Raw genomic sequence first — 21,474 nt, forward strand, 5'->3', positions numbered from 1 at the left:
TTCCCATTTCTGTTGAGCATCGAGTTAATGAGCACACTGCCTGAGCCACGGTTTTTAAACCAAGGAACACCGCCTGCTATTGTTACCATGGTGGCGTTGGTTGCCATCGCCTCGATACCGCTCAACATCTTTTTGCCGTCGTTACCGGCAATGGCGGAATATTTTGAAACGCCGTACTCCATGATGCAGTTTGCAGTGACCGGCTTTTTGATCTTTACCGGTCTGCTGCAAATCGTGATTGGTCCCTTATCTGACCGATTCGGACGGCGTCCAGTGTTATTGCTGTGTTTGGTGGTGTTTATTGTTGCTTCAGCAGGTGCTGCGAGATCGACCAGTTTTAATGAGTTTATGTTTTACCGGTTGCTGCAGTCATTGGTGGTCGCCGCGACAGCAATTTCTCGTGCCTCGGTAAGAGATATGGTGGGGCGTGATAAAGCGGCAAGTCTAATCGGCTATATCACCATGGGCATGGCCTTAGCGCCCATGCTGACCCCGCCGCTTGGTGGTTATCTGGGCGCGACCTTCGGCTGGCAATCTAATTTTTATGTGCTGACCGGCCTTGGTGCATGTGTGTTTGCATTGAGCTACTTTGACTACGGCGAAACAAATCTCAAACGCTCAGCTAGCTTTACTGAGCAATTCAAAGCCTATCCTGCATTAATTACTTCCAGACGATTTTGGGGGTATGCCTTAACTACCGCATTTTCAGCGGCCTGCTATTTTGCTTATCTTGGTGGTGCACCTTACGTTGGTTCGGTGGTTTATGGTTTAGGGCCAGAGCAGATTGGTCTGTACCTGATGTTTACGCCTATGGGTTATATCCTGGGTAACTTTATAAGCGGTCGTTTTTCAAAAGTGCTTGGGGTCGAAAAAATGCTATTGATAGGTTGCTCACTGGTGCTGATTCCCATGCTGATGTCGTTAGTGGTCATTCTGTCAGGCGTGACGCACCCACTGGGTTTTTACCTGTTTACCTTCTCAATTGGTTTGGGTAATGGCATGGTGTTGCCAAATGCTACTGCCGGATTATTGGATGTGAATCCGAGTTTGGCAGGCTCAGCATCAGGTTTAGGTGGTGCTGTGCTGACGTTAGGTGGTGCGGCATTTTCGGCGATTGCGGGTTTTTTACTTACTGAGACTTCAGGTGCTTTGCCGCTGGTACTTTGTATTATTGTGGCGAGTTCATTGGCGCTTTTGTTGTCGGTGTTTACCATTCGGGTTGAGAGGCAGGTTCGTCGGGACGCGGAATTAGCGGTTTCTGCGTAGTTGTTGCTGTGGTGAGACTGTCTGTCTGACTTGGTAAATATTTAGAGAAATCGTTTCACAAACAATATCCCCATTGCCACACTCGGCCCAACACCAAAGGCAAATAACACAGTGCCCATGCCAACCACGCCTCCTAAATACCAGCCAATAGAAACAACTGTCACTTCAATACCAATTCGAATGCTTGCAATTGGCAGTCCGGTTTTAGCTTGCAAGCCTTTCATCAAGCCATCTCTGGGGCCCGCTCCCAAATTGGCAGTGAGATAAATTCCCGAAGCAATACCAATAACGCCAACACCAATCACCGCTTGCAGTAGTTGCCAAAAAAGTGTCTCCGGACTTGGTAGTAACACCAGCGAAAAATCGATCATAAAAGCAATGATCAAGGCATTAAGAATGGTGCCCATTCCCGGCTTTTGTTTTAACGGAATCCATAAGGCGAGTACCGCAAAACTGATTAGCATAGTGACAAAACCAATGCTCCAGTCTGTCTTACCCGCAATTCCCTGAGCCAACACAGTCCACGGACTGACACCAGCGTTACTGGTGATGAGGATTGCTTCACCCAAGCCAAATAACACCAGACCTAAATTGAGATAGAAGAAACTCAATAGCTTAGGTCGCAAATTATAAGGTGAGGGCGAGCTCCAGCTGAGTGTCGGAATTTCTTTAACGGAGAATATTTTCAAGAGAGATGTGACTCATCAGGGTGATTGCTTAGTTTCATCACTAAAGCCCGTCACCTTAACAACTTATGTCACATCCTCCAAGCCATCATAATGGACACCGATTGATAGCATGCGCTTAAGTGGCATCCAGCTTGACACACTCTGCAGCCGTTTTTCCGCCTTTACTTTTGATGGCATTGATCAGTCTCGGATTATTCATTTCAGTCGCAAGATCCAGTGGCATTTTATCATTGGCTGGACCTGTTATTTGGCCACACTCATACATGCCAAAATTAAGATTAGCGCCGCTGTTAATCAATAAAAGGGCAATCTCAGTATCTTTGTTCTTCAGAGCGTAGGTGAGAGGAGGGACAGTATCAAAGACATTGGGGCTGGCTTTTCCGATAGTGATCAAGTCACGCACGGCCCGAAGGTAACGTTTTTGCACAGCAACCATCAGCGGAATATAGGATTCCGTTCTGTATTCACCGTGGTAGTTAGCATCTACGCCGTTTTCTAATAAAAAGCGCAGTAAGTCATAATCAACTTTTTCATTAGCCAGCATAAAGGCCAAAGGCGCTCCACCACCATTGGTTGAGCGATTAGGGTTCACAAACCCGATTAAGTACCGAACCACCTTTGATGCCTGATGCTTAATGGCGTGGAACAGAACCGTGCTGTCATTACCTCCCCATTCCCAGTTGAAATCAACACCTTCGCGCCCGAACACCTGAATGCTTCTGACATCATCAACCTTGGCACGCTCTATTGCGGTTGTAATCAGAAAGTCTGCAAGACCATATTCAAGACTATTGAATGGTTTGCGAATGTTATTTTCAGGTACACCACATTGAGTTAATGATTTACGACGTTCCGCTGTTTCATTCTCGGCAATGGGTCTTCGCACAGACTTACACCAGTTTTTTTGACTGATAAAGTCAGCACTCCAGCGCAGGCCTTGTAAGTTACATTTGTGCGCGATATTACTGATATGTTGTGCGACGCCTGTCTGTGCGTATTGATCACAAAAAGCCTCGTTAACCGCGTGACTCACAGAGCTCATAAACATAAGGCAGCCCGCAGCTATATTTAGTGTTGTAATTTTCATTTTGAATCCTTTCAAGGTGAGTTTTTTAGGGTCTTGTCTGTAAAGTATAGTCAAAGATATTGCGTTTCTCGTGATATACACCAAAGCATTTCAGGCTAATTCAGCGTATCAAAACATAAAGTCACAGGCTTATTAGTCATTGCTTATTAATAGAATAATAAAAAAATCAATCTCCCTGATAGGTAATAGCGATATTCCCAATCTGGGTTCATGGTTATAGGCCAGTTTTTGATATTTCTTGAGGAGGAAATCTATGACTGTATTAGCTAATAAAAACAAGCAATGGCTACTGAAAGCAGGTGTGCTGTTCTCGCCTTTCATGTTCTCACCAGTTGCATTCGCTACCAACGGTATGTTGTTGGAAGGAATGGGGCCGGAGGCAACAGGCATGGGTGGCGCGGCGCAGGCGGTTGATAACGGCACTGCTGCCATGGTGAATAACCCTGCGACATTGGGCCTGATGAGGTCTGGCGAGTCTCGTTTTGATTTTGCTGTGGGTAATCTTCGGCCTGATGTCGAAGCAGGGCAGATGGGCAGCTCTGATGGCGATTCTTACCTGATGCCTGCGATTGGTTATACCAGTAAAACGGGTCGCGTGGGCTATGGTGTGGGTGTGTTCTCTCAAGGTGGAATGGGCACGGAATACGGGTCGGATACCATGCTTGGTATGTTTGCCGGTGGTGAAGCGCGTTCAGAAGTAGGTGTTGGCGCCGTACTTTTTCCAGTCTCTTATGACTTGAGTAGCAAGGTCACGGTCGGTGGAACGCTTCAGTATGTCTGGGGTGGTATGGATATGATTTTTGGTATGCCGATGGGGAATACTGCTGCACCTCAGCCTGGTACTTTTGCGGATTTCGCGAATCCTTCATCGAATATATTAGGTTCGGCTACCGGTACCTTGGTTCAGGGGCTTGGTTCAGCAGCAGCACCGGCATTTTTATCGCCAGATGATGCGGCAGTATTCCACTTTTCAAATGACAACGATTTCTCCGGTCAGGTTAAAGGACAAGGTGCAGGTGCCTCAGCGGGCATTATGTATCAGGCTTCACCTCGCTTTAGAGTGGGTGGCTCATATCGCACTAAGACAGCCATGAGTAATTTCAAAGGCAGTGGTTCGATGAAAATCATTGACTTAGGTGATGGTGCTGGTGGAGCAGGCTCAGGGGATGAACTGGAGATCACAGGTGATTATTCCATCAAAGACTTCCAATTCCCGGCAGTAGCTTCGGTTGGTATGGCGTATCAGGTTACACCATCAACCTTGTTGGCCATGGACGTCAGTCATATAGATTGGTCGAGTGTGATGGATACGGTGGATATTGTATTTAAAGCGGACAGTGGCCCGTTTGCCGGAGCTGTGGCCAATGTCAGTATGAATCAGCACTGGGATGACCAAACTGTGGTTAAGTTGGGTGTTGAGCATGCGCTAAATGCACGGACTAAAATACGGGGCGGTTTGAATATTGCCAGCAATCCTGTACCGGATGAGTACCTGAATCCATTATTCCCGGCAATTATCGAAAATCATATCACTGCAGGTTTCTCTCATAAGTTAAATCGCAACAGTGAGATATCTGGTTCAATTGTTCATGCGCCAGAGGTTGAACAAACTAATAGCAATACAATGGGTGAATCATCTCACTCGCAAACCAATTTGCAGTTGATGTATTCACGTACTTGGTAAGATTATTATTAGATGAACTATGGTGCTGGGGTTGGTTTTCCAGTGCCATTTTTATTAAACCGCCGCTCAGGTTATTGAGCTCTATGTACTGTTTCATTGCCCTAAGCAAATTACGTTGAGCTTTTACAGATATCATGAAGCATTCATTTATGTGCTCAGCACCTTCCAGAATATAGCTCGTACCCATAATATAGTACCCCTGAGCATTGGCATCATCCTGTTATAGCTTTTACAATCGCACCGGCGCATTATCGCGCTGAAATCAGAATAACATTGGGTGATCTCCATGCTTGAAAATATCCGCATTGTACTGGTGCGTACCTACCATCCCGGCAATATCGGTTCGTCGATTCGTGCCATGAAAACCATGGGGCTGAGTCAGTTGGTATTGGTTGAGCCAAGAGATTATCCTTCTGAAGAAGCGAATAAAATGGCCAGTAGTGCAGAGGATTTACTGGAGCATGCTCAGGTTGTTGATTCCCTGTATGAAGCAGTCCGGGACTGTGAGCTGGTGATTGCGTGTACTGCTCGTCCCAGAACGTTTGATTTGCCGATGCTTGAGCCAGAGCAAGCGGCTTCGCAGCTTTATCAAACCTCAGAATCAGCTCCTGTGGCGTTGGTCTTTGGTCCGGAACGTATGGGGCTACACAATGATGATATTCAATTGGCACACTATCGCGTCACCATTCCGGCTAATCCTGAATATAGCTCATTAAATCTGGCCTCTGCAGTACAGATCCTATGCTATGAACTCAGAAAGCAGCGGGTTGCCGCTGAATTGAATGCTAATGATAGCGAAGGCAATCATGAGGCTGATAAGCAAACACGGGTGTTACCAAACATTTCCCAACGCGAAAACTTCTACGAAACCTTAGAGCAAGTGCTTAACGACAGTGGATTTGTGAATCAGCAACATCCCGGGCAGTTGATGCAGAAGTTGAGACGTTTCTTTTCCAGAGCTGAAATGGATGAGTCGGAGCTCAATATACTCCGGGGCGCCTTGGCAGCTATTCAGCGTAAAATGGAAAAATAATTGGGCCGGATGTAAGTATTTTATTATTTATTGTCATAATAGGATCAAGCGGCTAGTCATGTGCGGTTGAGGCATGTTAGATTCCAAGGATTGACCTATCTTAATCACTAGGCTTACCCAATAAGGAGAGAAACTCATTATGTCAGAGTTGAGAGACGCCGCATTGCAATATCACGCCGAGCCAAAGCCCGGCAAGCTGGAAGTTAACATAACAAAACCAACAGCAACTCAGTATGATTTGTCGTTGGCGTATTCTCCGGGTGTCGCAGAGCCTTGCAAAGAGATCGAGCAAAACCCTGATGATGCTTACAAGTATACAGGCAAGGGCAACTTAGTTGCGGTGATCACCGATGGTACGGCTGTGTTAGGTCTGGGGAATATCGGAGCGCTTGCAGGTAAGCCGGTTATGGAAGGTAAGGGCGTGTTATTCAAGCGCTTTGCAGGTATTGATGTATTTGACATTGAAGTCAGCACTACCGATACAGAAGAATTTATCCAAACCGTTGCTAATATTGCTGATACCTTCGGTGGCATCAATCTTGAAGATATTGGTGCGCCACGTTGTTTTGAAATCGAACAACGTTTAAAGAAGATGTTAAATATCCCTGTATTCCATGATGACCAACACGGTACTGCGATTATCATCGCTGCAGGCATGATGAATGCGCTAAAACTTCAGGGTAAGACACTGGAAGAGGCGAAGATTGTTTGCTTAGGTGCTGGTGCGGCTGGTATTGCCTCGGCAAATTTATTAGTTGGTATGGGTGCTAACCGTCAAAACATCTTTATGATCGACCGCCAAGGTGTGATTCATAGTGGCCGAGAAGGCTTGACTAAAGAAAAGCAAGCCGCAGCAGTCGATACTGATAAGCGCAGTCTTGCAGATGCGTGTGAAGATGCAGATGTGTTTATTGGTTTGTCTGGCCCTGATCTGATGACGCCAGAGATGCTAAAGTCAATGGCACCTAAGCCGGTCGTTTTTGCATTATCTAACCCAAATCCGGAAATCAAACCAGAGCTGGCTAAAGAGACTCGCGATGATGTGATTATGGCAACCGGCCGCAGTGACTACCCGAATCAGGTTAACAATGTTCTGTGTTTCCCATTTATCTTCCGTGGTGCGTTAGATGTTCGTGCCAGCGATATCAATATGGAAATGCAAATTGCCGTGGTTAAGGCACTGGCTGATTTGTCCAAGGAACCCGTCCCGCAATCTGTGAAAGATGCATACGGAAAAGAGGATATGGAATTCGGTCCGGACTATATCATCCCAACACCACTAGACCCACGTCTGGGTGAGCGTATCCCTCAGGCAGTTGCTGAGGCTGCTCGTGTGACTGGAGTCGCCAGAATCTAGGTTGAGTAACATAGATTGAATAAAAGCCCGATTATTTCGGGCTTTTTTGTGCCTGCTCGGTATGTGAGCGGTGCTATCTTTGAAAGTCTACCGTTTATCCGACCTTTGATTGTTGCTCTATTGATACTTATTCAAAATTGTCTCGAGATCAGTTTTATACCGAGTTTATATGTCGGTTTCAGACCTAACTGATTGATTTCTGATTAATAAGTATACAATAAGCTTTAGAGCTGTAAGGAGATACAATGAAAAAGGTCGTTCCAACAATTTTGGCAATGTCAGCCGTCTTGGTACTAGCTGGTTGTTCCAGTTCAGGTTCAAGACACGCTGGATATTCTGGTGTAGCTGCCAGCCATGCCACTTATGCCGGTGGTGCTTATGGTGCTGCAAATGCCAGTTACGCTGGTGCAGGCGCAACTTGTGCGACCTGTGGACCAGGTTCTCACGCTGTAGCACATAGCCATGGTCATAGCAGCCAGTCAACGGGTCAAATAGTGACTCATACTCACGCAGGGACTTCAGGCCATGCTCACGCTGGTATGTCAGGCAGCCATTCTTATGTGAATACTGCTTCTCATGCAGGTCGTAACACTTATGTTAATGCAGGTGGTGTTGCAGCGGGTCGTGCAGGTGGCGGTGGTCTGTCTACCGTGGCTAAAGTAGCGGGAGCCTTATTGGTCGGTGGCTTAATCTACAAAGCAACAGAAGACGATGATGATAACGGTTCAAGTTCAGGTGGTGGTTCTACTGACGATGAACATAAGAAGTAAGCCACTTCCTATCTGATTGTGTTGTCACCCTAATTGGTTCTGACGCACGAACGATCAGCTAGTGATACGAGCTGCTGTAGGTTAACGCCTACAGCAGCTTTTTTTATGTAAAAAAGCTTGTTATGAGATGAGCTTATTCTGCGTGTCGTGCTACTAACACGCGTAAGGCAAAGAATAATGTAACTCTGAGTTTTAATGAATCCATTCCACAATGCATGGGGAATGATCTGTCTTTGGCTACTGTTGCTCTTGAACTCAATTACTTACGCCAATACAGACAAATTTGACCTCGATACCCTGTTAGAGGGTACTGACCACCCAAGCGCGATTGAGCAGCTTGATGGTCTGCTGGAATCACTCGATTATACGCGTGACGTAGAACTGTGGACGATCACTTTAGTAAGAGCAGCGAGACTGCGGGCGCTTGAGTCGCAGCACAAACAAGCGCTAGATTTCCTGAGATCCAAGTCATGGCCAGAGGATTTACTGGCAAATACCGTTTTAAAAATCGCAACGTCTAATGAAATTGAGCATTATCTGAATCATAAAAGTTGGGGACTCGTGCCACATAGTGGTAGGAATGAGGCGTTAGCGGGCAAACATGTCAGCGAATATCATCAGCTCACTACTGACCTTGGTAACTACTACCGTTCAGCTTTTGATGATGCGCTCGATAATGCAATCACACTTAAACAGGCTTCAGCGTACTTCACACCTAGCGAATATCCAGAGCATATCAGAGGCTACCTTGCTGATTTAGTCGCTAGTCGCTGGATAGATTTTTTGTCAGATGATTTGTATTGGACGCAGCGTCAACAAAAGCAGCTTCGCAATATTGATCTGGCGGCTTTGTTAGCACTGGGTGCTCGGGATGATCTGGAGTTATTTGATGAGCATCTTCATCCACTTAACAGAATTAAAGCCATCAGTGAGCGCTTGTACTATTGGCATAAGCGTGCGGGACGTAAGGAAGCAGCGCTTGAAGTGTATCGATTATATGTTGTGCTGCTAAATCGCCATTTTTCCACTGCAGAAGAGACTGAGGTTCTGAGTCAGTCTCTTACTGAAGCAGTGAAAGCATTAGGGGCTCAATATCCGTGGTGGACGGTGGGCCAATATCAGTTGTCATTATTCCGGCAACAAATGCCCCACGCCAGCGCGTTGCTTGAAGCGCATGATTTAGCGGTGCAGGCAAGTATCGCCCACCCAACGTCACATGGTGCAAAGCTAAGCAAAGCCCTGTTGCGTGAATTAGAATATCAGGAGTTTTCTGTGTCCGGGCAGCGAAGTAGCGCGATCGGGCGAGCATCTCTCAAAGTAAATTACCGCAATCTGTATCGTCTTTATTTTAAAGCATGGAAAGTCAGTGAGCCATTACCGGTAAGTCTTGAAGAAGGTGAGTTGCGAGTTGTCGTAGATGAATTACTGAAGCAACCGGCCACTGTTGAGTGGAAAGCTGAGTTATCTGATTATTCTGATCTGCGACATCATGAAACCCACCTCGTCCCACAGATTGAAGAGCATGGTCAGTGGTTGCTGATGGTCTCGCCACAAGCTGAATTTGCCGATGTTACTGAGAAAGTTCAATTACTAAATCTTCACCTCAGTCACTATGTGGCAAGCGTGAGTTATCATAACGGTGAGTTTAGAGTGGCTACTTACGATGGCCGCCGTGGTCGTGCGTTACCCAATATTGTGGTTGAGCTAGTTGAAGTTACGGACGAGTCAACGGTTGTGTTGACCAGTGCTAAAAGCAATGTCCATGGAGTTGCGACCTTAAGCCGCACCAAAGATGCTGATCACTATCAAATCCGTTTAAGGCACGGTGTGGATAGTTCAGTCATTGAAATACCAGGTTTATTAGGACTGAAAGATGAACAACGTTGGTCCTTAAAGCCAGCTAAGGCGGTCGTGTTTACTGATCAGCTTAGCTATGAGCCAGGTGATTTAATCCATTGGACGATGTTAGTGAAAGCAAGTGAGCGTAATACACAGAGCGCGCCACACGTCTTGGCAGATAGTGCAGGCTGGATGAAGCTTTATAATCCTGACAACCAATTAATCCTTCAGCAGCAAGTGACAACAGACGCAACCGGCTTAGCCAGTGGCACGCTTCAGCTTGATGAAAATATTCAAGAGATTGATTTTGGTACGTGGCGGCTTCAGTCCAGTTGGCGTGGGAATAAATCAATTAATGTAAGCAAGACTGCCGAATCATATTTAACGATTGACACTCTGTCCGAGCATTTATCCGCGAATCAAGCTCTGACTATCAATGGTGTGGCACGGAGTGACCGCTCTAAGCTAGAGGAAGCTTATATTAGCTGGAAGCTTCGCAGATCTGGCTTCAAAGCAAATGGTGATCTCGTGTCATCTGTTGAGATATCTCAAGGTGTTTCAGAGCTTATTAATCATCAATTCAAAGTACCACTTGTCTTATCGATACATGATGAGTCGTCTGCTTTGCGATATCGATTTGAATTGCAATTAGACCTTATGGATGACGGGCAGCGCCTTAAAACGATATCAACGCCATTTAATGTAGCGAATGATCATCACTACTTTACCATTAAAAGTGACCAGGCCTTTTACGAAACTGCTGTTGGCATCAACCTTGCTTTTTCAAAAACAAATAGTCATTGGCAGGGCGTGGCCGGGAGTAGCGAGTGGTTTTTATATGCTTTAAATGCGCCGCACAAAATAGATACTGAAAAGAAACATGAAACGAAGGAGTGGATTCTTGGTGCGCTTAAAAAACATGGTGAACTAAACCATAATAATCAAGGCCTCGCACGACTTCACTTGAAAGGCCTTGAAGCGGGCATATATCGTTTACGCTTAGTAGATAAGCAATCAACTGACTCAGAGTCTGTGGGGACCGCAGAGGAGCTCGATATTATCGTTGTAGAATCAGACAATATAAATCGACTCAAAGCAGGAGAGGTGTTACTCGCTCAAAAAGCCAATGCTGAAGTGGGTGATACACTAAAGTTACTGGCGGGTTCAGGCACTCAAAACCAGTGGGTACGCCTAAATATTTTGAAACAAGGTAAGTTGCTTGCAAGTCAGATGCTATCGCCGGGTGTGCACCTGTTAGAGTTTCCGGTTACAAAGTCTCATCAGGGAGGCTTGGCGTTCAATCTGGAATGGGTTGAGCAAAATCAGATAAACAATAAAGATATCTTTGTCGCTGTTCCTTGGGTAAGTAAACATCTCACGCTAAGCATCACAGAACAGGCATCTGGTGATCATAGATTGTTAAAGGTGACTACATCTGATGGTCATGCTTTGATTCATAAAAAAGCACAAGTCCTGGTACATTACAGCGACATAGGCACGGTTAACACCCCTGGTGAAGCAATTAATCTAAGCGAGCTATATCAACAGTATCAGCCATCAATGATCCGTCTGGATAATAATGGTGACAGCTACCCCTATTATTTCAGGGAATCGCGCCGCATAGCGCCCACGGCCAAATCAACTTTAAGGTACGCAGAAATTCGCTACAGTAATAAAAACAACGATGCATACCTTGGTAAGCAAAGTACCTTTAGTATGCTGCCAATGATGCTGGTAAATAATGAGAGTGCTTTGGGGCAGATTGGCTTGTCGTCTAATAATCAAACATTAAAGACCATTAGTGCGTCAACATCGGTGGTTGCTTCCGGTCAGCATAAACCGTTATCAATAGTACAAAGAGGTTTCCTGAATGAAAACGGTGAATTTCAGTTAGTGATTCCTGCCTCCCTTAGAGGAAAGCAGGTTCGCGCTCACATATTAGTCGTCACACCAACGCTTGAAACAGGGCAGTTATCAACCACCCTGAGGTGAGGTGAGTGGCACCATGACTTTCAGTTGTTGTTTGTTTCTGAGGATGGTCAGCTCGACAGTGTCGCCAGACTCATATTCATCGAGAATGTCCAGCAAATCAGCAACAGTATCGACATCGCGCCCGTCGATTTGCTGAATCATGTCACCGAGCACACTTTGGTTATTGTGTTCGGTAATGCCAATTAATCCCACTTTCTCAGCACCACTGTTTTTAGCAGTGTTGAGTACTGCCACCCCTCGGATGCCAAATCGTTGGTTGATCAGTGCGTTATAGCGTTCATCCATTGTCACACCTAACACCGGACGGATATAGCGACCCTTAGAGATAAGCTGCGGTACTACGCGATTAACATTATCAACCGGAATAGAAAAACCAATGCCGGAGGATGAACCTGAAGGACTGTAGATAGCGGTGTTGATACCAATGAGTCGCCCCGCGCTATCAATCAAGGGACCGCCTGAGTTGCCCGGGTTAATTGCTGCATCGGTTTGAATCAGGCTTTCTATACGTCCACCTGCCTCGCTGTCTATGGAACGCCCTAACGCAGAAATAATGCCGGTAGTCAGCGTGTGATCCAGTCCAAAAGGATTGCCAATGGCATAAACCTTTTGTCCTACTTGTAAGTTCTTACTGCGACCAATGGGCACAGGATCAGGGCTGTCCAACGGCACATTAATCTTCAATACGGCTAAGTCATGCCGAGGGCTGGCACCGACTAAAATTGCATCATAGACGCGTTGGTCTGATAACTTCACAGTGGCAGAGGAGGAGTCTTTGATCACATGGAAGTTGGTGACGACATGCCCCTGATTATCCCAAATAAACCCAGAGCCGGAACCTAGCGGTGTTTCTTTAAAGGTACGTGTCCACGGGTTCAACTGTGTATCTAGCGTATTAATAAAGACAACAGAAGGGCTGACACGTTGAAAGATGTTTATGGTGTTTTGTTCATCAGAATTAAAGTCGCCACGCTCGGTAACCACTCTGGGTTGGCTTTGACCATCCAATAACCAGTTTTGAATATAGGGTTTGCAGACAAATAATATGACTAGCGCAACGATTGTCCAAATTGTCAGGTTAAGGAGTTTTTTAAGCATGGCAGGGGCGTTTTTATCAAAGACTATTATGAAAAGTGTGGGGATTATTATCGCTCATTCAACACATTAGCGAGTTAATAATAGTTTAATCTGTTGTGTTAACACTCCAAGTGGTCATATGAATGAGGGTAAGTGTTAGCAGACTAATCAGTCCAATATTTTGTAATTGTGTTGATGCAAAAGTATGTATGTGTTTTCCAGATCGTTCAAAATAGTAGGTGATAAATGATTAAGGGTTAAGTCGTCTTAATCCGCAATAAGATGGGCAATAAAAAGGCCCGAACTCAGTCGGGCCTCTGTGTCGCGGATTAAGCCAGAAATTAGCTGTTTTCGCGATGCTCGATCAGGTCATCAACTACTGAAGGATCAGCAAGTGTTGAAGTATCGCCCAAGCTATCGATCTCGTTAGTTGCGATCTTGCGAAGGATACGACGCATGATCTTACCAGAACGAGTTTTTGGCAGGCCAGGAGACCACTGAATCAGATTAATCTTAGCGATTGGGCCGATTTCAGCACGTACCAGTTTAACCAGTTCAGTCTTCAGCTCATCAGTACCCACTTCGCCGTCCATTAGTGTGACGTATGCATAAATACCCTGACCAGTCAGGTCATGTGGATAACCGACAACCGCCGCTTCTGCTACCTTCTCATGAAGACCAAGAGCCGCTTCGATTTCAGCAGTACCTAGACGGTGACCAGAGACGTTTAATACGTCATCAACACGACCCGTGATCCAGTAGTGACCATCTTCGTCACGACGTGCGCCGTCACCCGTGAAGTAGTAACCCTTAAACATTGAGAAATACGTCTCATAGAAACGCTTGTGGTCGCCAAATACGGTGCGAATCATTGCAGGCCAAGGACGATCAATCGCTAAGTTACCCGCAGCAGGGCTACCTTCGATCTCGTTACCTTCATCATCAAGCAGTACAGGGTTCACACCGAAGAATGGCTGCATAGCAGAACCTGGCTTCAGGTCATTAACACCCGGAAGAGGCGTCATCATGTGACCACCAGTCTCAGTCTGCCACCATGTATCAACGATTGGGCACTTACCATTACCGACGATGTTGTAATACCACTCCCATGCTTCAGGATTGATTGGCTCACCAACCGTACCCAATACACGTAAGCTCTTACGTGAAGTCTTTTCAACAGGCTCGTTACCCGCACCCATTAAAGAGCGGATTGCCGTAGGTGCTGTGTAGAAAATGCTGACGTTGTGTTTATCAACCACTTCCCAGAAACGTGAAATGTCAGGGTAAGTCGGAATACCTTCAAACATGACTGTAGTTGCACCGTTAGCCAGCGGGCCATACACGATGTAAGTGTGACCTGTAACCCAGCCGACGTCCGCTGTACACCAGTAAACATCACCTTCTTTGTAGTCAAACACTGCTTCGTGAGTCATTGCAGCCTGAACTAAGTAACCACCCGTTGTGTGCTGAACACCCTTTGGCGTACCAGTAGAACCAGACGTGTAAAGGATGAATAACGGATCTTCAGAATCCATTTGCTCAGGTTCACAGTCTGCACTCGCTGCATCAACTGCTTCGTGATACCAAACGTCACGGTCTTCAGTCCACTCGATTGGATCACCACCGCGCTTTACCACGATGCAAGAATGAACGTTAGGGCAGTGCTCCAGAGCGATATCAGCATTGCTCTTCAGAGGAACACGGCGGCCACCACGCATAGATTGGTCAGCCGTGATTACAACACGGCAGTCAGAGTCATTGATACGACTTGCTAGTGCTTCAGGTGAGAAGCCACCGAATACGATCGAGTGGATCGCACCGATACGGGTACAAGCCAGCATCGCGATAGCAGCTTCAGGAATCATTGGCAGGTACAAAGAAACGCGATCGCCTTTCTCAACGCCACGTGCTTTTAATACGTTAGCGAACTTAGATACTTCCTCGTGTAGTTCACGGTAAGTGATCTTACGTGTATCTTCAGGACTGTCGCCTTCCCAGATAATCGCAACCTGATCCGCACGCTTTTCAAGGTGACGGTCAATACAGTTATAAGATACGTTTAGTTTTGCTTCTGTGAACCAGTTGATGTGCAGATCTTCCTGATCAAAGCTCCAGTCCATCGTTTTCTTCCATGGCTTAAACCAGCTGACATACTTGTTAGCTTGCTCATCCCAGAAACCTTCAGGGTCGTCGATTGAACGTGCATACATTTCTTCAAACTGGGCTTTATTGATGTTTGCCTGTGCAGCAAATTCAGCCGAAACCGGGAACGTTTTTTCAGACATAAGTACATTTCTCCATGGGTAATCACTCTTCTCAAACTAAGGCCACTAGTGGACTCGTCGCTCAACTAAGGCGTACATAATAACATTTTGCATGAGTCACTCTAAGTGGCTGGCCTAATTCTCTATATTAGACTTAAATATAGTGAACGACTTTTAGGCTTTACTATTGATAATCACAATAGTAAAAAATTTTATAGTGACGCACAATCATACGCCTAAGGTATATCATAGTGGTTTTACTGCAAAATCTTATATTATTGTGCGGTGCACAATAAGCTGCTATATTAGCCTGAGCACTGCAGATAGTTTGGGCCACTCTGATAACGATGTTATGATGTAGGTCAAATTTACTGCTCTTAATAATGAGTAACATACGAGTCAATTGGTAAGGGATACAATATGTCTGAGCATGACAAACTAGACGAAGCTGCAAATCATCTGGAAGCAGCAACAGAGGCAATGAAACAGAATTTTCAGCACATTCAATCGATGATGGATGAATTTGCAAAGTCACACGAAAACCTCAATATGGATCCGTTTAATCTGTCTGCAGCTTATTCAGAGTGGTTAAAAGCTGCAACTAGTGATCCTAAGAAGTTAGTGGACGCTAATATGCGTTTTTTCCAAAACTCGATGGCTCTTTCACAGCAAATGTTTAACGCCATGTTAGGGCAGTCATCTAAGCCAGTGATCACTGAAGAAGCGGGTGATCGTCGTTTCAAACATGAGGATTGGTCAAACAACCCGGTCTTCGGCACCATCAAACAGTCGTACCTTCTGACCTCTAAATGGATGCGTGATGTAGTGCAGGATGTTGAGGGCTTGGATGAGAAGACAGCTGAAAAAGTTGAATTCTTCACCGAGCGCTATTTAGATGCGTTGTCACCAACGAACTTTGCGGCAACCAATCCTGCGGTGATTGAGAAAGTACTCGAAACCAAAGGTGAAAACCTGATTAGCGGCCTGAAGAATATGATGGCTGATATGGACAACGGTAGTGGTCAGCTCAATATTCGTATGACGGATACTGAAGCATTTACTTTGGGTGAGAACGTTGCAGCGACGCCGGGTAAAGTGGTTTTCCAAAACCGCATGTTCCAGCTCATTCAGTACACACCAACCACTGAAAAAGTACTCAAGCGTCCTTTGATGATCGTCCCACCATGGATTAATAAATTCTACATCCTTGATTTACAGCCTAAAAACTCAATGTTGAAGTGGCTAACGGATCAGGGTCACACTGTCTTCGTCGTGTCATGGGTTAACCCTGATGAAACCTACCGAGATGTTGGTTTCGAGACTTATATGAAAGAGGGTGTTCTGACTGCAGTAGATGCAGTAGAGGCAGCAACGGGCGAAAGCGATATCAATGCCATTGGTTATTGTATCGGTGGAACACTGCTGAGCCTGACGTTGTCGTATATGAAGCAAATAGGGGATGAGCGCATTAAGAGTGCGACGTTCTTCACCACGATGATCGACTTCTCCGAGCCGGGTGAGTTGGGAGTATTCATTGATGAAGAGCAAATCCAGAATATTGAAGAGCGAATGGATACACAGGGTTACCTCGATGGTGCCGGTATGTCAGGTGCGTTTAATTTGATGCGTGCTAATGATTTGATTTGGTCTTTCTACATCAATAATTACTTGCTCGGCAACGACGCCCGCCCGTTTGACTTGTTGTTCTGGAATTCAGATTCAACGCGTATGCCGGCTAAGATGCACTCTTGGTATCTACGCAATATGTATCTGGAAAACCAATTATGTAAGCCTCAGGCGGTGACAGTTGAGGGTGTTGATATTGACTTATCAAAGATTGATATTCCGAGCTGCTTTATTTCTGCCGTTGATGATCACATCGCTCCGTGGCTTTCTACCTATAAGGGTGCGAAATTACTGGGTGGCAAAACTCGCTTTATCTTGGGTGGTTCTGGTCATATTGCCGGAATCGTTAACCCTCCTACACAAGTGAAATATGGTTACCGCTTTACTGATGACTTACCAGACGATCCACAAACATGGGCAGATAGCGCTGAACAGTTTGAAGGTTCGTGGTGGCCTGAGTGGGATAAGTGGGTACGTGCATTAGACAACAAGCAAGTAGCTGCCCGTAAGCCGGGAAGCGGCGCTCTGAAAGTCATTGAGGACGCACCAGGTACGTATGTGAAGTGTCGTTTAGGTGAGCCGGTACCAAAGCTCGAAACAACTGTCATTAAGCCTGTTGCAAAAAAAACAGCGACTAAAGCAAAAGCAAGTGCTACCAAAAAGCCAGCGGCTAAAAAAGCGACTGCAAAGAAGCCAGCGAGTAAAAAAGCTGAGACAAAGCCAGTTGCCAAAGCGAAACCAGCGACAAAAAAGTCAACGGACACAGCGGGTGCTAAGCAATCTGCTACTGTGAAGAAGACTGAAGCAGCAAAATCGCCCGCAAAAGCTAAGTCAGCTGCTAAAAAGCCAGTTGCTAAAGCTGAAGAGCCAGCTAAACAGCAAACAGAGGCTGACGCAAAAAAAGATTCTGATCAGAAGTAATTGATTAGTTTCAGGCAATAAAAAAGCTCCTGTGGGAGCTTTTTTATTGCCATCAATTTGTGTCGTTAACTGTTTTTTCCAAACTCATTCAGCCAGCGGGTAATTCGCTCGGTAACTTCCTGAAAATGCTGATGCTTAACAGGTTTGGTTAAATAGGTTGATGCGCCAGCTAAGACCCCTTTTACTTCATCAAGTGGTGAAGTTTTTCCACTAAGCATAATGACCGGCGTTTTTTTGTAGCGAGGGTCTTTACGTATCTGCCCACAAGTCTCATAACCATCGATCCCCGGCATCATAATGTCCAGAAATATCAGGTCGTATTCTTTATCGGCTATTTTCTCTAAGGCTTCTTCACCGGATTCTGCAAAATCGCTTTGCATACCTGACGTTCGTAATTCGATTTCTAATTGTTTGCGAATCGCGGCACTGTCATCGATAACTAATGCCAAATAAGACTTTTGAACATTCGCTGAAGATTCAGGTGTAACGGTCGCAGTAGAAGGGGCAGGTTTCGTTTCTGTTGCGGGCGCAACGGTTGTTGGTGTTGGTTTAGTACTTATGGTTGATTTCTTTTTTGAGCCAATGCGTTTGGACAGCGTTTCCATCGTACGCATTACACGCGTTACAAGCAGGGGGCGTTGAAGTTGTATATCTCCAGCTTCACAGTTCTGATCATTCGACACGACCAGCAGCATATTGCCATCTTGTTGTGCAATAGCCGATTCAATACTCGCTGTCTCGTCATTCGTAATCAGCACATCAGCATCAACTGAATCACTTATCTCAAAGTGCTGACCACGTGCTGCACAAAAGGTGATGACTCGCTCAAACGTCGCCTTGTCAGCCGTTGGTAAATCAATAAAGCAAATGCTGATAGCACTGGGTGTGTCAGCCTGTGTCGTGGTGTCGGATTGCGATTCTTTCAAAGTATCCATGCGTCTAATTTAACCACTTTTCGAGATAGTTCTGAAGTGTTTCTCGATCAACAGGTTTAACCAAATAATCATTCACACCCGCCAACTTTGCTTGCTGACGATGTTTATTGGTCGCACGTGAGGTAATCATAATAAATGGTAGAAGGCTGTCAGTATTTCTGGCACGTACGGCCTGAGCAAACTCTAGGCCGTTCATGCGTGGCATTTCAAGATCACTTAGAATGATGTCAGGTTGCTGATCATTCAGTACCTGCAGTGCGTCCTCACCATCAATAGCCGTGACAGTCCGATAACCCAATTGCTCAGCTGTAATACTCAGTGCCTTACGGTTACTGAGAGAGTCATCCACAATCAGTACTAATGCCGTTAGCTTCTGCTCAGGAGCGGCTTCAAACAGGTCAGTCGATGTGTCTTTAGCGAACGGGATCAGGCGGGGAATATCCAATACAGGCGCAACCGCACCATCACTTAACAGGCAGGCACCATTTATCCCCGGCACATTACTGAGCCATGGCGCAAGCGACTTCACAACGACTTCACGTGGTTGCAGCACGGTATCTACAATTAATGCGAAGGACTGTTGTTGATGATCGAACAAAATGACATTAAGCGCTGAATCACTGTCTGGCTTAGGATTGCCCCAGCCTAGCAACTGAGATAACTGACGAATTTGATATGTCTTATCATTTATTTGCGCGGTAATACTGCCATCTTCCACTGAAATATTATCGGGTTGGATGGTCTCAAGGCGGTCAATGCTATCAACCGGAATAGCCACTGTCTTGTCAGCAACACTTGCCATCAATGCATTTGCAGCCACTAACGTCAGGGGTAAACGAATATGAACGGTACTGTTTACCCCTACGGTTGACTGTATATCCAAATTTCCGCGCAGTCTTGATACTGCGTCCTGAACGACATCCATACCCACGCCACGGCCAGAGATATTACTGACAGCATCCCGTGTAGAGAGACCAGCTTGTAAAATAAGTCTGAGTTTCTCATCATCGCTTAATTCATTATCAGCAGAGATCAGGTCCTGACTTAGAGCACGTTGATAGATGGCTTCAGGGTCTATGCCTTTGCCGTCATCAGTCAGTGTCATGGTGACGTATCGACCTTCTTGTTTAAAACTTAGTTCGATCAGCCCACTCTCTGGTTTACCGGCAGCGGTGCGTTGTTCTGCGGGTTCAATACCGTGGTCAACGGCATTCCGCAGTAAGTGAAGCAGTGGGTCAGTCAGGCCCTTAAGGATATCGGTATCCACTGCAAGATCACTGCCGCTAATGACGAGTTCAGCTTTTTTACCGGTACTTCTGCAAGTCTCACGTACAATACGTTCCAGACGCGGCGTCAATGTCTCCAGAGACTCCATTCTGGTATCCAGAATCGTAGTGTTAAGTTCGCGATTTATGCGCTGTTGAGAGTGGAGTTGATCGCTGAGCTCACGCAGATTTTGTTGCATACTGCGTTCAATATCACGGTTATCCGCGATTGTTTCACTCAGCAATGAGTGAACGCTGTGCAGCTCGTTGTAGACTTCTAACTCAAGTTGATCAAACGCTTCGGTTTCGTCGCTCTGACGCTTTACTTGCCGGAATTGCTGGTCAATAGAATGTTCCAGCTCATCCATATTCGTGCTCATACGCTCTTCGAGCTGCCTTAGCTGCTGACTCTCCCGAAGAATATTTTTAACTCTGTCATTCACCTGACTGGTGGATGTAACCAGCTCTTCGGCTAAGTTGAGAAGGTCATCAATCAGACTGATTGGTACTCTCATGCTTGCTTCATTTGAAGAGGTACGTCTACTGCTGAGATTCGGCGTTGAATTACTGAATAAAGCTTGTGATGCCAGCAACTCCGTCGAGAGTATCAACGGATCTGTTTCAGCTGTTTTTGTGGGTTTAGCTGGTGATGTTGGTTTTTTGGGAGGTGGTGCGAAAACGACTTCTTCCTCATCGTCCTCATCAAAAACACGGCCTGAAGTCTCTAATTGTTTGGCCGTCGATTCAAGTTGCGTTAGGACTTTCTCAAAAGAGGAGGGCAGCGGTTGATTGTTTAACATCGCCTCGCCCATTCCATCCAAACAATCAGCAGAGGCAGAAAGTAACTCTTGTGTTTCACTGTCGAGTTTGTGGTCGACGGAGTGTTCGAGAATCTCTTCTAATTGATGAGTGAATGCGGTCATTGACGATACACCAACGACACCACTAGCACCTTTGATGGTGTGGGTGAGTCTGGCGGCTAGTTTGTGTTCGTCTTTAGTAGCCAGACCCTTGGCTATTTTGTGAATGAGCGCAGTGGACTCTACTATCTGATCCGGTGTGTCTGATAAGAAGGCGCTGAGGATTTCCGGGTGTACATCAGGATCCCATGCAATAGAGTATTGACTGGTACTTACCGAAGCCGGTGATAATTCTGTTTCTGTTTCTGTTTCTGTTTCTGTTTCTGTTTCTGTTTCTGTTTCTGTTTCTGCGTCACCTTGCGCACCTTTTTTGGCGAGACTTGGCTCTGCCAGAGACAATAACAGCGCTTGCAATACGTCCGTTTCAATCGGAACCGGCCAGACCGGATCATTCAAGGCACTGGTTAACTCTGGCAATAACAACGTATCTTGCTGACGGATGCTTGCAGCTACTAACTCAGCCCATTGGTAAAAATGGCCTTCATTGTGTAATCGAACAAAGGTCTCCGGGGACTTCGCTGCGTGTTGAGTATTTTTTGTTAGCCAGCGACACAGCGATTGTAACGGCGTGAAGTCCAACATTTCACCTGCCAGCTCCAGACGCTGAAATTCAGCACCCACAGCATCTGCCTGGATTACGCTTTCCTTGTCTGACAGGTTTGCAGCTACAGGTTCTCGGCCCGCCAACAGCATGGCAACATCTTCAAGCTCTGCGGCAACTTCTTGAATCATCTCAGTCATGGCTATTA

13 protein-coding genes are annotated in these 21,474 nt (G+C 45.9%); 7 read left to right on the forward strand and 6 right to left on the reverse strand.

The window, feature by feature from the left end; translation table 11 throughout:
* The first annotated feature begins 27 nt into the window (after nt 1-27).
* Nucleotides 28-1,266, forward strand: a complete 1,239-nt coding sequence (locus DKW60_RS16960) for a multidrug effflux MFS transporter (protein ID WP_109838856.1) — start codon at nt 28-30, stop codon at nt 1,264-1,266.
* 41 nt (nt 1,267-1,307) lie between these two features.
* On the opposite strand, the gene yczE is transcribed toward DKW60_RS16960, so the two are convergent.
* Together yczE and DKW60_RS16970 are read right to left on the reverse strand one after the other, a co-directional pair.
* Complete coding sequence (gene yczE / locus DKW60_RS16965) at nt 1,308-1,955, reverse strand: membrane protein YczE (RefSeq protein WP_109838857.1); 648 nt, start codon at nt 1,953-1,955, stop codon at nt 1,308-1,310.
* A gap of 115 nt (nt 1,956-2,070) precedes the next feature.
* Entirely contained in the window at nt 2,071-3,042 is a 972-nt protein-coding gene (locus DKW60_RS16970; RefSeq protein WP_109838858.1) for an ankyrin repeat domain-containing protein, read from the reverse strand.
* Between the two features lie 253 nt (nt 3,043-3,295).
* Here DKW60_RS16970 and DKW60_RS16975 point away from each other — a divergent pair, with 253 nt between their 5' ends.
* The 5 genes from DKW60_RS16975 (at nt 3,296) to DKW60_RS16995 (ending at nt 11,717) form a co-directional block, all read left to right on the forward strand.
* On the forward strand, nt 3,296-4,726 hold the full coding sequence (locus DKW60_RS16975) for an OmpP1/FadL family transporter (RefSeq protein ID WP_109838859.1): 1,431 nt from the start codon (nt 3,296-3,298) through the stop codon (nt 4,724-4,726).
* A 286-nt stretch (nt 4,727-5,012) separates the two neighbouring features.
* On the forward strand, nt 5,013-5,759 hold the full coding sequence (locus DKW60_RS16980; RefSeq protein WP_109838860.1) for an RNA methyltransferase: 747 nt from the start codon (nt 5,013-5,015) through the stop codon (nt 5,757-5,759).
* A 139-nt stretch (nt 5,760-5,898) separates the two neighbouring features.
* Nucleotides 5,899-7,116 carry a malic enzyme-like NAD(P)-binding protein gene (locus DKW60_RS16985; RefSeq protein ID WP_109838861.1) on the forward strand — a complete coding sequence of 406 codons (1,218 nt, stop codon included), beginning with the start codon at nt 5,899-5,901 and terminating at the stop codon, nt 7,114-7,116.
* A gap of 245 nt (nt 7,117-7,361) precedes the next feature.
* On the forward strand, nt 7,362-7,886 hold the full coding sequence (locus DKW60_RS16990; RefSeq protein ID WP_109838862.1) for a hypothetical protein: 525 nt from the start codon (nt 7,362-7,364) through the stop codon (nt 7,884-7,886).
* A 195-nt stretch (nt 7,887-8,081) separates the two neighbouring features.
* Nucleotides 8,082-11,717, forward strand: a complete 3,636-nt coding sequence (locus DKW60_RS16995; protein WP_109838863.1) for an alpha-2-macroglobulin family protein — start codon at nt 8,082-8,084, stop codon at nt 11,715-11,717.
* Here the strand turns inward: DKW60_RS16995 and DKW60_RS17000 are convergent.
* Complete coding sequence (locus tag DKW60_RS17000; RefSeq protein ID WP_109838864.1) at nt 11,700-12,815, reverse strand: S1C family serine protease; 1,116 nt, start codon at nt 12,813-12,815, stop codon at nt 11,700-11,702. The two genes, DKW60_RS16995 and DKW60_RS17000, sit on opposite strands and share 18 nt — an antisense overlap.
* A 320-nt stretch (nt 12,816-13,135) precedes the next feature.
* Nucleotides 13,136-15,079: an acetate--CoA ligase gene (gene acs, locus DKW60_RS17005; RefSeq protein ID WP_109838865.1), complete on the reverse strand. Its 1,944-nt coding sequence runs from the start codon at nt 15,077-15,079 to the stop codon at nt 13,136-13,138.
* Nucleotides 15,080-15,478: 399 nt separating this feature from the next.
* On the opposite strand from acs, the gene DKW60_RS17010 reads away from it, so the two are divergent.
* The gene (locus DKW60_RS17010; RefSeq protein ID WP_109838866.1) at nt 15,479-17,605 is read left to right on the forward strand and encodes a PHA/PHB synthase family protein; all 2,127 of its coding nucleotides are present in this window, start codon (nt 15,479-15,481) and stop codon (nt 17,603-17,605) included.
* A gap of 65 nt (nt 17,606-17,670) precedes the next feature.
* Here the strand turns inward: DKW60_RS17010 and DKW60_RS24100 are convergent, their stop codons facing one another.
* A complete protein-coding gene (locus tag DKW60_RS24100) occupies nt 17,671-18,540 on the reverse strand; it encodes a response regulator (protein ID WP_219988803.1) in 870 nt (289 codons plus the stop codon).
* A gap of 4 nt (nt 18,541-18,544) precedes the next feature.
* On the reverse strand, nt 18,545-21,466 hold the full coding sequence (locus DKW60_RS17020) for a hybrid sensor histidine kinase/response regulator (RefSeq protein ID WP_146203509.1): 2,922 nt from the start codon (nt 21,464-21,466) through the stop codon (nt 18,545-18,547).
* Between the last annotated feature and the right edge of the window lie 8 nt (nt 21,467-21,474).

Source organism: Leucothrix pacifica, from assembly GCF_003172875.1.
Lineage (GTDB): Bacteria > Pseudomonadota > Gammaproteobacteria > Thiotrichales > Thiotrichaceae > Leucothrix > Leucothrix pacifica.